15 protein-coding genes are annotated in these 14066 nt (G+C 73.9%); 7 read left to right on the top strand and 8 right to left on the bottom strand.

Annotated features, from left to right (window positions below; translation table 11 throughout):
- The first annotated feature begins 28 nt into the window (after positions 1-28).
- Genes ABFT23_RS20715 through ABFT23_RS20695 form a run of 5 tightly spaced genes read left to right on the top strand, consistent with a single transcriptional unit; the run spans position 29 to position 4725 of the window.
- Positions 29-664, top strand: coding sequence for a M15 family metallopeptidase (locus ABFT23_RS20715; protein ID WP_347898679.1), 636 nt, complete (start codon positions 29-31; stop codon positions 662-664).
- Positions 661-1770 (top strand): alanine racemase, encoded by a 1110-nt coding sequence (gene alr, locus ABFT23_RS20710; protein WP_347898677.1) that lies wholly within the window; start codon positions 661-663, stop codon positions 1768-1770. The genes ABFT23_RS20715 and alr overlap by 4 nt, the downstream gene beginning before the upstream one ends.
- Positions 1767-2762, top strand: coding sequence for a D-alanine--D-alanine ligase family protein (locus ABFT23_RS20705; protein WP_347898675.1), 996 nt, complete (start codon positions 1767-1769; stop codon positions 2760-2762). The genes alr and ABFT23_RS20705 overlap by 4 nt, the downstream gene beginning before the upstream one ends.
- Positions 2759-4048, top strand: coding sequence for a sensor histidine kinase (locus tag ABFT23_RS20700; protein WP_347898673.1), 1290 nt, complete (start codon positions 2759-2761; stop codon positions 4046-4048). The genes ABFT23_RS20705 and ABFT23_RS20700 overlap by 4 nt, the downstream gene beginning before the upstream one ends.
- Positions 4045-4725, top strand: coding sequence for a response regulator transcription factor (locus tag ABFT23_RS20695; protein ID WP_347898671.1), 681 nt, complete (start codon positions 4045-4047; stop codon positions 4723-4725). Before ABFT23_RS20700 ends, ABFT23_RS20695 begins: the two co-directional genes overlap by 4 nt.
- Here ABFT23_RS20695 and ABFT23_RS20690 read toward each other — a convergent pair.
- On the bottom strand, positions 4718-5770 hold the full coding sequence (locus tag ABFT23_RS20690; RefSeq protein ID WP_347898669.1) for an acyltransferase family protein: 1053 nt from the start codon (positions 5768-5770) through the stop codon (positions 4718-4720). The two genes, ABFT23_RS20695 and ABFT23_RS20690, sit on opposite strands and share 8 nt — an antisense overlap.
- Positions 5771-5934: 164 nt before the next feature.
- On the opposite strand from ABFT23_RS20690, the gene ABFT23_RS20685 reads away from it, so the two are divergent.
- Positions 5935-6873 carry a TauD/TfdA dioxygenase family protein gene (locus ABFT23_RS20685; RefSeq protein WP_347898667.1) on the top strand — a complete coding sequence of 313 codons (939 nt, stop codon included), beginning with the start codon at positions 5935-5937 and terminating at the stop codon, positions 6871-6873.
- Entirely contained in the window at positions 6870-8180 is a 1311-nt protein-coding gene (locus ABFT23_RS20680) for an aldehyde dehydrogenase family protein (RefSeq protein WP_347898665.1), read from the top strand. Before ABFT23_RS20685 ends, ABFT23_RS20680 begins: the two co-directional genes overlap by 4 nt.
- Here ABFT23_RS20680 and ABFT23_RS20675 read toward each other — a convergent pair.
- From ABFT23_RS20675 to ABFT23_RS20645, 7 genes are all read right to left on the bottom strand, one after another.
- Entirely contained in the window at positions 8152-9309 is a 1158-nt protein-coding gene (locus tag ABFT23_RS20675; protein WP_347898663.1) for a heparan-alpha-glucosaminide N-acetyltransferase domain-containing protein, read from the bottom strand. The two genes, ABFT23_RS20680 and ABFT23_RS20675, sit on opposite strands and share 29 nt — an antisense overlap.
- Positions 9287-9802: a 5-(carboxyamino)imidazole ribonucleotide mutase gene (purE, locus tag ABFT23_RS20670; protein ID WP_347898661.1), complete on the bottom strand. Its 516-nt coding sequence runs from the start codon at positions 9800-9802 to the stop codon at positions 9287-9289. The genes ABFT23_RS20675 and purE overlap by 23 nt, the downstream gene beginning before the upstream one ends.
- A 2-nt stretch (positions 9803-9804) precedes the next feature.
- A complete protein-coding gene (locus ABFT23_RS20665; protein WP_457623824.1) occupies positions 9805-10944 on the bottom strand; it encodes a 5-(carboxyamino)imidazole ribonucleotide synthase in 1140 nt (379 codons plus the stop codon).
- Positions 10945-10998: 54 nt separating this feature from the next.
- Positions 10999-11316, bottom strand: a complete 318-nt coding sequence (locus ABFT23_RS20660; RefSeq protein WP_347898657.1) for a winged helix-turn-helix domain-containing protein — start codon at positions 11314-11316, stop codon at positions 10999-11001.
- A 107-nt stretch (positions 11317-11423) separates the two neighbouring features.
- The gene (locus ABFT23_RS20655; RefSeq protein WP_347898655.1) at positions 11424-12476 is read right to left on the bottom strand and encodes an adenylate/guanylate cyclase domain-containing protein; all 1053 of its coding nucleotides are present in this window, start codon (positions 12474-12476) and stop codon (positions 11424-11426) included.
- Positions 12463-12963: a PH domain-containing protein gene (locus tag ABFT23_RS20650; RefSeq protein WP_347898654.1), complete on the bottom strand. Its 501-nt coding sequence runs from the start codon at positions 12961-12963 to the stop codon at positions 12463-12465. The genes ABFT23_RS20655 and ABFT23_RS20650 overlap by 14 nt, the downstream gene beginning before the upstream one ends.
- Before the next feature lie 86 nt (positions 12964-13049).
- Entirely contained in the window at positions 13050-13871 is an 822-nt protein-coding gene (locus ABFT23_RS20645; protein WP_347898652.1) for a biotin--[acetyl-CoA-carboxylase] ligase, read from the bottom strand.
- Positions 13872-14066 lie beyond the last annotated feature (195 nt).

The following is a 14066-nucleotide window of genomic DNA, read 5'->3' as shown; positions in this document are numbered from 1 at the left end:
CCCGTGGCGGATCCCTAGCGTCGTCGCCGTGACCACCCAGACCCTCGCCGAGCCCGCCGTGCTGCTCGCCGACCCCCGTGTCGCCGCCGTTCCCGTCGTCGACGACGGCGAGCCGCTGGTGCGGCTGCCGCGTCGACTCTCCCCCACCCGTGAGCCGGTCCGACGCACCCTCGCCGAGCGCCTCGAGGCCGCCGCACGCCGTCTCCCGGCCGGCATCGGCCTCCGGGTCGTCGAGGGCCACCGCTCGCTCGCCGACCAGGCCGCGATCGTCGCCGCCTACACGGCCGACCTGCAGGTTCTGCACCCCGAGGCCGACGCCGCCCGCCTCCGCGTGCTCTCCAGCCGGTTCGTGGCGCCGCTCGAGGTGGCTCCGCACGTGGCCGGCGCGGCCGTCGACCTGACGCTGGTCGACGCGTGCGGCGACGACCTCGACCTCGGCACCCCGATCGACGCGACACCCGAGCAGAGCGACGGCCGCTGCTGGACGGCGGCCGACGGCATCGGGCCCGACGCGCGCGCCCACCGTGACCTCATGGCGCACGCCCTCGGGGGCGCCGGGCTCGTCAACTACCCGAGCGAGTGGTGGCACTGGTCGTACGGCGACCGCTACTGGGCGCTGCTCACGGCGGCACCGCACGCGCTCTACGGCCCGGTGGCCCGGTGAGCGCGCCCACCCTCGCCTCCCGACCGGTCGCCGGACCACGGCTCGACGTCGACCACGCCGCGCTCGCGGCCAACACCCGCCTGTTCGCCGAGCGGACGCCGGGCGCGCTCATGGCCGTCGTCAAGGCCGACGGGTTCGGCCACGGGGCGGCGACGGTCGCGCGCGCCGCGCTGGCCCACGGCGCGTCGTGGCTCGGCGTGACCAGCATCGACGAGGCCCTCGCGCTGCGCGCCGAGGGCATCCGGGTGCCGGTGCTCAGCTGGCTCAACCCGGTCGACGCCGACTTCGTCTCCGCGGTCGGCTCGGGCGTCGACCTCGCCGTCCCGAGCCTGGCGCACCTCGAGGCCGTCACCCGGGCCGGGATCGGCGCCCGCGTGCACCTGCACCTCGACACCGGCATGGCGCGTGACGGCGCGTCCCCGCAGGAGTGGCCGGCCCTGTGCCGCGCCGCGCGACGGGCCGAGCGCTCGGGCGTGCTGCGTGTCGTCGGCGTGATGGGCCACCTCGGCTGCGCCGACGTGCCCGACGACCCGGCCAACGCGGCGGGCCGGCTGGTCTTCGAGTGGGGCGTCGCGACGGCACGCGCCGCCGGCCTGCGCCCGCAGCTGCGGCACCTCGCCGCGACCTCGGCGACCCTGACCGACGCGGCGTCCCTGCACACGATGAGCCGCGTCGGGGCCGGGCTGGTCGGCATCGACCCGAGCGGGACGACGGCGCTGGCGCCCGCGCTCACGCTCTCGGCGCCGGTCGTGGCGTGCCGACGGGTCCCGCGCGGCACGGAGGTCGGCTACGGCCACACCTGGCGGGCCCCGCACGACACGACGCTGGCGCTGCTGCCCCTCGGTTACGCCGACGGGCTCCCCCGTGTCACCAGCGGCCGGGCCGAGGTGTGGCTCGCCGGACGGCGCCGTCGGGTCGTCGGGCGCATCTCGATGGACCAGGTCGTCGTCGACCTCGACGGCGACGCCGTCGCGCCCGGCGAGCGCGCCGTCGTGTTCGGGCCGGGCCGGGGCGGCGAGCCGACGGTCGCCGAGTGGGCCGGGTGGGCCGACACGATCGAGCACGAGATCGTCACCGGCATCGGGGCGCGGGTGAGGCGGTCGTGACCACGTCCGCGCGGGACCCCCGGACCCGGGTCGCCGTCATCGGCGGCGGCGCGAGCTGCGAGCACGAGGTCTCGCTCGCCTCGGCGGCCGCGGTCGCCGCGGCGCTCGACCCCGAGCGCTACGACGTCGTCCGGCTGACCATCGACCCGCACGGCACCTGGTTCGACGGCGGCGATCGCCCGGTCGGGCTCACCGGCGCGGTGTGCCTGCTACGGCGCTGCGACGTCGTCCTGCCGGTCGTGCACGGACCGCACGGCGAGGACGGCACCCTGGCCGCGCTCTGCGAGCTCGCGGGCCTGCCCTACGTCGGGTCCGGCGTCGGAGCCGGCGCCCTGGCGATGGACAAGTGGGCGACGAAGCTGGTGGCCGAGGCCGTCGGCGTGTCGACCGCGCCCGGGGTGCTGCTGACCACCCGCGACCGCGCGGCCTACCGCTGGAGCCGCCCCATCGTCGTCAAGCCGGTCGCCTCGGGATCGAGCCACGGCGTCGCGCTCGTCGCCGACGCCGCCGATCTCGACGCGGCGCTCGACGCCGCCTTCGCGCTCGACTCGCGCGTGCTGGTCGAGGACGTCGTCGTCGGCCGCGAGATCGACGTCGCGATCCTCGGTCGTCCCGACGGCAGCCGGTTCGTCGCCCCCGCGCTCGAGATCGTCACCGACGGGTTGTTCGACTACGACGACAAGTACGGCGGGCAGGCCGACTTCCGCATCCCGGCCGATCTCCACGAGCCCGATCGCAAGGCCCTCGACGACGCCGCACTCGCCGTCTACGACGCTCTCGGCTGCGACGGGGTCGCGCGGGTCGACTTCTTCGTCACCGACGACGGCCCGGTGCTCAACGAGGTGAACACAATGCCCGGGTTCACCGAGCACTCGCAGGCCCCCAAGATGTTCGCCGCCGCTGGACTGCCGTACGCCGCGCTGCTCGACCTGCTGGTGCGCGACGCCCTCGAGGCCGCCGGCGGCGGGCGTGGTTCGATGACGGGGCCATGACGCCCCAGCCCACCGGACACCCTGCCGGTCAGCCCTCCGGCCGCGCCGCGGCGTGGGCCCGCGACTGGGTGCCCTCGGTCGCGCTCGGCCTGGTGGTCGTCGTCGTGGGCGCGCTCGAGGTCGACAACACCTCGTACTTCGTCGGCGAGTCGTCACCGCGCCGGCTGGCCGTGCTGGTCCTGGCGGCCGGTGTCGCCGTGACGCTCGCGCGACGCACGCCCGGGGCGGCGCTCGCCGTCTCGGTGGCGATCGGCGCCGTCCAGGTGGTCGCCGACGTCCAGATCATGCTGGTCGAGCTGGCGTTCTTCGTCGTCGTGTTCGCCGCCGCGCGCTGGGGCCACGTCGTCACGGTGGTCGCCGGGTTGCTCGCCGTGCCGGCGGCCGCGGCGATGGCGGTCTACCTGGTCGCGGCGCAGGAGTACATCCCGCTCCTGTCGCTGGTCGACCTGCAGACCCTGCTCGACACCGCCTACCGCTTCGGTGACACCTGGCGGGTCGGCGCCGGCGTCGTCACGATGCTGGTGCTCGCCGGTCCGTGGCTCGCCGGCCTCGCGTTCCGGTTCAGCGACCGGGCCCGGGAGTCGCGCCTGTCGGAGGTGCGCGCCGAGGCCGACGCCGAGCGCGCCCGCGTCGAGACTGAGCAGGCCCGCGAGATCGCCCGGCTGCGCGACGAGCAGGCGCGCCTGGCGCGCGACGTGCACGACGTCGTCGGGCACTCGCTCGCGGTGATCCTGGCCCAGGCCGAGTCGGCGCAGTACCTGCCGGACGACGACCCGGGGGCCCTGAAGCGGACGATGGCCACGATCGCGGGCTCCGCCCGGTCGTCGCTGCAGGACGTGCGGCAGGTGCTGTCCGCCCCCGACACCGGCGCCGTCGCCCAGGCGCGGCCCCTCGACGGACTGGTCGAGGGCGTGCGCGCCGGAGGCCACGAGGTCGTCGTCCGTGAGCTGGGCACGCCGCGTCCGCTGCCGCCCGACCTCGAGGTCACCGTCTACCGGGTTATGCAGGAGATGCTCACCAACGCCGTCAAGCACGGCGAGCGCGACGACCCGGTCTTCGTCGAGCGGCACTGGCCCGACGACTCGACGTCCGACGACCTGCGCGTCGAGGTGCGCAACACGGTCGCGGTCGACCCGTCCCGCGACACCGACTCGGGTGGTCAGGGCCTCGACGGCATGCGCCAGCGACTCGCGGCCGTCGGCGGCCGGCTCGACGTGCGACGTCGCGACGAGGCGGAGCGGGAGACGTTCACCGTCACCGCCTGGGTACCGTTGGGCCCGCGATGAACGAGACACCGGCCGACGCTGACATCCGGGTGCTGCTGGTCGACGACCAGGACCTCTTCCGCGAGGGGGTGCGCGTGATCGTCGACGCCCAGGAGGGCATGGGCGTCGTGGGCGCCGCCCGCGACGGCGTCGAGGCCGTGCGCCTGGTCGACGAGCTCGAGCCCGACGTGGTGCTCATGGACATCCGCATGCCCGAGATGGACGGCGTCGAGGCCACCCGCCAGATCTTCGCCCCCGACCGCGTCGCGCGGCGGCAGCGCGTCGTCCGCGTCGTCGTGCTGACGACGTTCAACCTCGACGACCGGGCGGCCACGGCGATCCGTCACGGGGCCAGCGGGTTCCTGCTCAAGGACACCACGCCGATCCAGCTGCGCGACGCCATCCGCACGGTGCACGCCGGCAACGCCGTGCTCGCACCGGGCGACCTCAACGCCCTCATGGCCGGCTCGTTCGTCGCGGCCAAGCCGGTGCCCGTGCCCTACCTCGAGCTGACCGACAAGGAGCGGGAGGTGTTCGCGGCCGTGGCACGGGGATTGTCGAACACCGAGATCGCCGGGCAGATCTTCGCCTCCGAGTCGACCGTGAAGACCCACGTCGGCGCGATCCTGCGCAAGCTGGCGCTGCGCGACCGCGTGCAGATCGTGGTGTTCGCGCACGAGCACGGGCTGGTCAGCTGACGGCGACGACCCGTCGGCGCGACCACGGTGCCTCGAACAACCAGGAGGCGCCGCCCCGCACCAGCATCCGGTGCAGCGCCAGGCACGCACCCACCACGAGCGCCGTCACGACGACGGGGTAGACGGCGGCGAGCGGCAGCGACCGCGCCGTCGCGCCGGTGATGAGTTCACCGGACACCGCGTGCGCCAGAGCCACGAGCGGCAGGTGCAGCACGTAGACCGGGAGCGTCTGCCGGCCGAGTGCGGCGAGCGGACTCCCCGCCCGGGTGCGCGCGACGGCGACGGCGACCGCGGCGCCGGCCGCGATGCCGAGCAGCCCCAGGGCCGGCCGGACGCCGAGCCACCCGTCGGCGCCGAGGGCCTGCCAGGCCGCCGCCGCGACCGCGAAGGCCCCGATCGCCGTCGCGGCGACGACGCGCCGGGTCGGCACGACCCACGCCCGCAGCCCTGCCGGCAGCGAGGTCAGGCGCGTGCCCAGCAGGAACCAGACCAGGTTGGTGAGCAGTCCGTAGCGGTTGCCGGGGGTCGGCACGAGACCGGCCGTCGCGACCGCGCTCAGGACCAGGGCGGCGGCCAGGGCGGCGTGGGGGACGTCGCGGGTGGCCCGGGCGACGGCGACGTACAACCCGAGCGCCAGCAGGTACCACAGGTTGCCGGGCGTGACGGTGAGCTGGACCAGCAGCCCCACGGGGTCGTCGGCCACCGCCGTGTCGAAGCCCGGCGTGAGCCGGAACAGCAGGGTGTGCAGCAGCGTCCAGACCACGAGCAGCCAGAGCATCGGCGCCACGCGGCGCCGCCACACCTCCGGCCACGACCGTTGGAGCAGGCGCGCCGAGAACAGCCCCGAGATGAGGAAGAACAACGGCATGCGCACCGGCAGCAGCACCTCGGACGCCGTCCCCCAGGCCCCGGTGACCGGGGCGCCGAGGTCCCAGTCGAGGGCGAGGTAGTCCTTGCGGGTCACGTGCCACAGCACCACCAGCACGATGCACGTGCCCTTGGCGACGTCGGCCCACTGCTGACGGGGAGCTCTGACCTCGTTCACGGCGACCAGCCTGTCGAGCACGGCCGCGCGACGGATCGGTCGCAGGTGCCGCAGCACTGCCCGGAGGTACCGGCGCGGTGCGTCGCGAGGACGAAACGAGACGGCCTGGTGTATAACTCTATATTGTTACTTGGCTTTATACCTTTGTCGCGCAGGAGGACCTCATGACCAGCACGCTCGAGCGCCCCGTCGACTCCGACGTGCAGGTGCACCAGCTCGGCGGCCGCATCGGCGCCCGGGTCGACGGCGTCCGCATCGCCGGCGACCTCGACGAGCTGACCGTCGCGGCCGTGCGCGAGGCCCTGCTGCGGCACAAGGTCGTCTTCTTCCGCGGCCAGCACCACCTCGACGACGACGACCACATCGCCTTCGCCGAGCGCTTCGGCCCGCTCACCACCGCGCACCCGACGGTCAACACCGGCTCGAGGCGCATCTTCAAGGTCACCGCCGACAAGGGCATGGCCGCCAACGCGTGGCACACCGACGTCACCTTCGTCGACCGCGTGCCTGCGATCAGCGTGCTGCGCGCCGTCCACCTGCCGCCCTACGGCGGCAACACGGTCTGGGCCAACGCCGTCGCCGCCTACGACGCGCTGCCGACGTCGCTGAAGGCCCTCGTCGACGACCTGTGGGCCGTGCACACCAACTCCTACGACTACGCCCGGCACGACCACGACGAGGAGTCCGAGGAGCCCGACGCCCACTACAGCCGCGCCGACTTCGCCTCGCAGGTCTTCGAGACCGAGCACCCCGTCGTCCGCGTGCATCCCGAGACCGGCGAGCGGGCGTTCGTGCTCGGCCACTTCGTCAAGACGTTCACCGGCCTCAACACCTCCGAGTCGCACGCGATCTTCAACGTCCTCCAGTCACGGATCACCAGGCTCGAGAACACCATCCGCTGGCAGTGGCAGCCCGGCGACGTCGCCATGTGGGACAACCGCGCCACCCAGCACTACGCGGTGGCCGACTTCGGCACCGAGTACCGCGAGATGCGCCGCATCACCGTCGCGGGCGACGTCCCGGTCTCGATCGACGGCCGCACCAGCCGGGTGATCAAGGGCGACGCCAGCGCCTACGCTCGCCTCGACCAGCTCATCACGTGAGCGAGCACGTCGAGACGGTCACCGAGGCCGTCGACGCCGCCGCCCGCGCCTTCCCCGACTGGGGCTCCCGGACGCCGGGCGAGCGCGCCGACGCCCTCATCGCCCTGGCCGACCTGGTGGCCGAGCACGCCGACGAGCTCGCCGTCCTCGACTCCGAGGACGTCGGCAAGCCGATCACCCACGCCCGCGAGGAGGTGCCGGGCGTCGTCGACAACCTGCGCTTCCTCGCCGGTGCGGCACGGGTGCCGACCGGCACGGCCGTCGGCACGTTCAGCGCCGGACGCCGCTCCGAGCTGCGCCGCGAGCCGCTCGGCGTGGTCGGCGTCGTCACCCCGTGGAACTACCCGCTGCTCGAGGCGGTCTGGAAGGTCGCGCCCGCCCTGGCCGCCGGCAACACCGTCGTGATCAAACCGTCCGAGCTCACGCCGCGCTCGACGCTGCGCCTGGCCGAGCTGGCCGCCAAGGTGCTGCCGGCCGGCGCGCTCGAGGTCGTCGTCGGCGGCCCCGACGTCGCCCAGACGCTCGTGCGTGACCGCCGGGTGGCCCTGGTCTCGCTCACCGGCTCGAGCAGGGCCGGCAGCGCCGTCGCCGCGACGGCCGCGGCCTCCCTGACCCGCGTGCACCTCGAGCTGGGCGGCAACGCCCCGGTCGTCGTCCTCGACGACGCCGACCTCGACACCGCCGTGGCCACGCTCGTGCCGGCCGGCTTCCTCAACGCCGGCCAGGACTGCACCGCCGCCTGCCGCCTGCTCGTCGCAGACACCGTGTACGACGAATTCGTCGAGCGCTACGTCGCGGCTGTCGGCGACCTGCGCCCGGGCGACCCTGCCGACGAGAGCACGACCCTGGGCCCGCTGGTCGGCGACGACCACGCCGACCGCGTGGCCGGCCTGGTAGAGCGCGCGCTCGCCGCCGGCGCCACGGCCCTCACCGGTGGAGGCCGTGACGGGCGGCACCACGAGCCGACGGTGCTGGTCGGCGTCGGGCAGCACGACGAGATCGTGCAGCAGGAGGTGTTCGGGCCGGTCGTGACCGTCCAGCGGGCGGCGTCGGACGACGACCTGCTCGCGCTGGCCAACGGCGTCGAGCAGGGGCTCGCGGCCAGCGTGTGGACGTCGAGCCTGGCCCGCGCCGAGCGGTTCTCGGCGGGCCTCGCCTTCGGCACGGTGTGGGTCAACGACCACCTGACGACGGTCTCGGAGATGCCGTTCGGCGGCTTCGGCGCCTCGGGCTACGGCGCGGAGCTCTCGACCCGCTCGATCGAGGACTACTCGCGCTTCAAGCACGTGCTGACGCGCGCCCCCTGACCCCGCGGATGCGCTCGGGCAGCCAGCCGACGGCACGCTCGAGCGGGCCGCGCCAGCCGACGGCGGCGAACACCGCGCCGATCGCGAGCACGACGAGCACATGGGTGCGATAGGTCGACGGGTCCTCCTCGGGCCAGACGTCGTCGGTGCGCATCACGACGTGCAGCGTGTAGAGGGTGAGCGTCATCGTGCCGGCGCCGAAGACGACCTGGACGGCGCGCTCGGCGTGCGTCGACAGGTCGCCGATCCAGCGCACCAGCAGCAGGCAGACGCCGATCACGAACGCGGCGCTGCCGGCGGTCTGGGCCAGGTCGAACGGCTGCGAGGAGTGCGGCTCGACGACGAGGAGCCACCGCCACCCGTCGTCGGGACCGGTGGGCACCTGGCCGTAGCGACCGTCGTCGAGCTCGAGGTCGGTGAACCGGCTCGCCGTCAGCATCCCCGAGACCCAGGTGGCCACGACGGCGACCGCGAGCCCGCCGACGGCGAGCCGGGCGGCGACGTAGGACGAGCGCAGGTCGAGACGCCCGATGGCCAGGCCCAGCAGCAGGTAGGTCAGCCACGGCACCGCCGGGTAGTAGCCGGTGAGGAGCAGCTCGGCCACGAGGTGGCCGGGGTGCTCGAGCTGGTCGGGCTGAGGGCTCTCGAACTGGCGCGGCGGCAGCTCCGGGACGACGAGTCGGCTCACCACCGGTGCGGCCACGGCCCACCCGACCGCGAGCGCGAGCAGCGGCCGCCAGGACAGGCCGAGGAACGGCAGACCGAGCACGAACAGGGCCGCGTAGTAGACCAGGATGATCGCGATCCCCGTCTCCAGCGTGCCGAGCCAGAGCCCGATCGCGCCGACCAGCACCGCCCGGACGGCGAGCGCCGCCGACACCCGCAGCCGGTCGCGGCCCCCGACCGGCGTCCGGCGTCCGGAGACCAACGCCATCGAGACGCCGGCGAGCACCGCGAAGAGCGCTGACGCGCGGCCGCTGAACAGCTCGTGGCTGAGCGTCGGGTCGCCGTCGGCCGTGCTCGCGTCGAGCACGTGCGTCGCCATCATGCCCAGCAGCGCCAGGCACCGGGCGACGTCGATCGCGACCAGGCGGCCGGTCGACGAGCTAGAACCCGAGGCGTCGCCCACGGTCGCCCCGCACGACGGCGCCCTTCTCCTGGGCCGACCTCTTCAGCTCGGCCTGGAAGTCGACCATGCGCCGGCGCAGGTCGGGGTCGGAGACGCCGAGGATGCGCGCGGCGAGCAGGCCGGCGTTGCGGGCGCCGCCGATGGCCACGGTGGCGACCGGCACGCCCGCGGGCATCTGCACGATCGAGAGCAGGGAGTCCATGCCGTCGAGCGTCTTGAGCGGCACCGGGACGCCGATCACCGGCAGCGGCGTGACGGCGGCGAGCATGCCGGGCAGGTGGGCCGCTCCCCCGGCGCCGGCGATGATCACCGAGAGACCGCGGTCGGCGGCGTCCTTGCCGTAGGCGAGCATCTCCTCGGGCATCCGGTGCGCCGAGACGACGTCAGCCTCGTGGGCGACGCCGAGCTCGTCGAGCGCGAGCGCGGCCTCCTTCATCACCGGCCAGTCGGAGTCGCTGCCCATCACGATGCCGACGGTCATGGTCGTGCTCATCCTCACTCGCTCTCGTTGCCGAGGTCGCCGCGGAACCACGCGGCGGCGTGCCGCGCGCGCTCCAGGCAGTCCTCGAGGTCGTCGCCGTAGGCGTTGACGTGGCCGACCTTGCGGCCGGGTCGGAGGTCCTTGCCGTAGAGGTGCACCCGCAGGTGCGGGTCGCGGGCCAGGGCGTGCGGGTAGCCGTCGAACAGCCGGCCGACCTGGTCGTCGGGGCCGCCGAGGATGTTGACCATGACGGTCCACGGCTGGCGCGCCGACGGCGAGCCGAGCGGCAGGTCGAGCACCGCGCGCAGGTGGTTCTCGAACTGCGAGGTGACCGCGCCGTCCTGGGTCCAGTGGCCGGTGTTGTGCGGGCGCATCGCGAGCTCGTTGACCAGGATGCGGCCGTCGCGGGTCTCGAACAGCTCGACGGCGAGCATGCCGACGACGTCGAGCTCGCCGGCGATGGTGAGCGCGAGCTGCTGGGCCTGGGTGGCGAGGTCGGGGTCGAGGTCGGGCGCCGGGGCGATCACCTCGTGGCAGATGCCGTCGAGCTGCGTGGAGGCGACGACGGGGTAGGCGGCCGCCTGGCCGCTGGGCGAGCGGACGACCTGCGCCGAGAGCTCGCGGCGAAAGTCGACGGTCTCCTCGGCCAGCAGCCGGACGCCGGTCTCGGCGGCGACGCGGAGCGGCTCGGCGACGTCGTCGGGGGTGCGGACGAACCAGACGCCCTTGCCGTCGTAGCCGCCGCGGGTCGTCTTGAGCACGCACGGCAGCCCGAACGCCTCGACGTCGGCGAGGCTCGCGACGATGGCGTTGCGCGGGCACGGCGCGCCGAGCTCGGCGAGCCGCTCGCGCATGACGCCCTTGTCCTGGGCGTGCACGAGGGCACCGGGGCCGGGCCGCACGGCGACGCCGTCGGTCTCGAGCGCGCGCAGGTGGTCGGTGGGCACGTGCTCGTGGTCGAAGGTGACGACGGACGCGCCCGCCGTCACGGCGCGCAGGTCGGCGAGGTCGGTGTGGTCGCCGACGAGCTGGTCGACGATGACCTGCGCCGCGGAGACCCCCTCGGCCTCGGCGAGCAGCCGCAGCGGGATGCCCATCGCGGCCGCGGGCTCGGCCATCATGCGAGCCAGCTGCCCGCCTCCGACGACGGCCACGAGTGGCGCTCTGCTCCCCTGGTCCGGCACCCGAGCAGCGTAGTGGGCCGGCGTCTAGCCCGCGCCGACGGGCGCCTGCGGCTCGAACCGCAGCCCCCGCCCGCGGAGGGTGGTGATCAGGTGCGGACGCCGGCTGTCGTCGTGCAGCTTGCGCCGGATCCAGCCGAGGTGCACGTCGATCGTCTTGGACGACGTCCAGAACGTCGTGTGCCACACGTCGCGCATCAGGTCGTCGCGACTGACGACCTCGCCGGCGTGCGAGATGAGGACGTGCAGGAGGTCGAACTCCTTGCGCGAGAACGCGACCTCCTCACCGTCGAGCCAGACCCGGCGCTCGACCGGGTCGAGGCGCACTCCCTGGACCTCGAACACGAGCCCAAGGTAGGAAGTCATCACCCCCGGCGCACCGGTTTCCGGCGAACTCCCGCACGGTGGTCCAGACCACAGGACCTCGCCCTGGCGACCGGGGAGGACGGGGCTCAGTGGCGGCGGACGGCGACGGGCTCGACGAGGCCGAAGCCGCGCACGGGGCGCTCGGGCAGGCGCCGGGTCTCGAACTGGTCGGCGGGCAGGAGTGCGGCCAGCGCCTGGTCGATGATGATCCGGTTGCGGCGCGCGACCGCCGTCAGGCGGGCGGCGAGGTTGACCGGCGGGCCGAAGACGTCGCCGAGACGCATGACGACCGAGCCGCTGGCCAGTCCGACGCGCACGTCGGGCATCCGGCTGTCGCGGCCGATGACGGTGATGATGCCCTCGGCGGTGTCGAAGGCCCGGATGGGGTCGTCGTTGACGAAGAGCACCGAGTCGCCGATCGACTTGATGACGCGGCCGCGCTGGGCGGCGACGACGTCGGCGCAACGCGACTCGAAGACCTCGACGAGGTCGCCGATGCGCTCGCGCGAGATCTCGTTGCTGAGCGCGGTGAAGCTGACGATGTCGGCGAAGCCGACGGTGAGCTGCGTGGTGTGCAGGTCGTCGGACTCGCCGAGGGCCACGATGCGCGACACCGCGGCGGCGAGGTGCCGGCGCCAGGCGTAGATCATCATCTCCTCGAAGCCGTCGCTGAGGTCGTCGAGCATCCGCATCGCGGTGGTCATGCGGCCGGCCGCTCGTCCCTCCGGGCCGGGCTCGGTCGCGACCTCGCGCTGCAGCTCCTCGACCCGGTGGACGAGCGCGGCGACCTCCCAGTCGGCGAGGCGGGCCATGGTCTGGCCGAGCGCCCGGGTGATCGTGACCGCGAGGTCGAAGTCGAGGAGCCCGCCCTCGATCGAGGCGACCAGGCTCTGGATCGCTGCGGCGTCGGAGGCCGTGTAGACCGCCGCGCCCTCGGCCTCGGGGAAGCCGAGCGCACGCCACAGCCGTCGCGCGTCACCGAGCGAGAGGCCGGCCTCGCGGGCGACCTGGGAGGCCGAGTACATCGGCTCCTCGCGCAGGATCGCCCGGACGATGTCGGCCGGGTCGCCCCAGGGCGCCTGCTCGGTCGGGTCCGGCGTCGGGGGCGTCTCGTCGGGCGGCAGGTCAGGCTTCGTCACGCCGTCCGGGCCCGGAGATGTCGTAGACGAGGTTGTGCAGCTGCAGCTTGGTCTGCTCGACGCGCGGGATGTCGTGGAGCACGACCTTGCCGTGGTCGGAGGCGTTGGTGATGATCAGCGTGCCGCAGCCGAAGGGGCGGTCGATGAGGTTCTTCTCGATCGAGATCTCGCTGATGCGGTGCAGCGGCACGTCGCTGCCGTTGCGGGTCAGGATGCCCCAGCGCGTGATCACCCGCCGGTCGGTGATCGCGTGCTCGCAGGTCAGCCAGGTCAGGAACGGGCGGCCGGCGAACCACAGGATGCCGACGAGCGCGACGCCCCAGACCACCCAGGCCAGCGTCTGATCGTCGAGCAGGGTCTGCCCGGCCACCCCGACGGCGAGGAACAGGATCGTCCAGAGCAGCGGCACGAACAGCGCCTTCGGGTGGGTGCGCATGCTGGAGACGACGTGCTCGCCGTCGTTGAGCAGCTTCTTCGAGATGGCCACGGGCAGATGATCGCACTAACGGCAGCGGTTGGGAGTGACCCGACCGGGCTACGGGTCCTGAACCGGTGTGGGCCGGCGTGGGCGCGTCAGGCCGTGCGGACGTGGACGACGTCGCCGGCCGCGACGGCCCGGCGCTCACCGTCGGTGCCGCCGACGGCGACCACCAGCTGGCCGGAGGCGTCGATCTCGACGGCGCGGCCCTCGAGCACGCTGCCGTCGGGCAGGTCGACCCGCACGTCGCGGCCCACGGTGACGCACGCGGCGGCGTAGGACTCGTGCAGCCGGACGCTGCTGGGCTCACCGCCCATCTCCCAGGCGTCGACCGCCTCGCGGATGGCGTTGAGCACCTCGACGAGCACGTCGGTGCGGTCGACAGTGCGGTCGAGCTCGATCTCGAGCGAGGTCGCCGTGTCGACCGGCAGCTCGTCGGCGGTGAGGCCGACGTTGATGCCGACGCCCACGATCGCCGCGGGACCCTGCGGCGTGTCGACGCGCTCGACGAGGATGCCGGCGACCTTCTTCTCCCCGACCAGCACGTCGTTGGGCCACTTGACGCCGGCGTCGAGACCGGCGGCGGTGATCGCCTTGTCGACGGCGTAGCCGGTGAGCAGCGGCAGCCACGGCCACAGCCGCGCCGGCACCTCGGGACGCAGCAGGATCGAGAAGGTGACCGCGGTGCCGGGCGGCGTCTCCCAGGTGCGGTCGAGCCGGCCGCGACCCGCCGTCTGGTGGTCGGCGACGACGACGAGACCGTCGCTCGCGCCGTCCTGGGCCCGGCGGGCGACCTCGACGTTGGTCGACTCGAGGGCGTCGACGACCTCCACGGTGAGGTCGGGCATCAGCTCGGGGTTGCCGTCGGCGAGACGGGACCGATCGAGAGGTGGGCGTACGGCCGAGTCCGGGGTCACGAGGTCTAGCCTGTCCTACCGACCAGCCAAGTCCAAGCACCCCCCGGTCGGTCCGGGAGTCGAGGAGTGACGTGAGCGCGCAGCCTGGTGAGGGCACCGAGGTCCCCGAGGTGGGGTCGGGGATCGATCTGCACACGACGGCAGGCAAGCTGGCCGATCTGGAGCGGCGTCTGGACGAGGCGGTCCACGCGGGCT

The organism is Nocardioides secundeburneus (assembly GCF_039939255.1).
GTDB lineage: Bacteria > Actinomycetota > Actinomycetes > Propionibacteriales > Nocardioidaceae > Nocardioides.
This window is presented reverse-complemented; position numbering and strand designations above follow the sequence as displayed.

Excerpts from the sequence above, each read along its gene's own strand:
- ABFT23_RS20700 (WP_347898673.1), top strand. The coding sequence starts at position 2,759 with ATGACGCCCCAGCCCACCGGACACCCTGCCGGTCAGCCCTCCGGCCGC.
- ABFT23_RS20695 (WP_347898671.1), top strand. The coding sequence starts at position 4,045 with ATGAACGAGACACCGGCCGACGCTGACATCCGGGTGCTGCTGGTCGAC.
- ABFT23_RS20685 (WP_347898667.1), top strand. The coding sequence starts at position 5,935 with ATGACCAGCACGCTCGAGCGCCCCGTCGACTCCGACGTGCAGGTGCAC.
- purE (WP_347898661.1), bottom strand. The coding sequence starts at position 9,802 with ATGAGCACGACCATGACCGTCGGCATCGTGATGGGCAGCGACTCCGAC.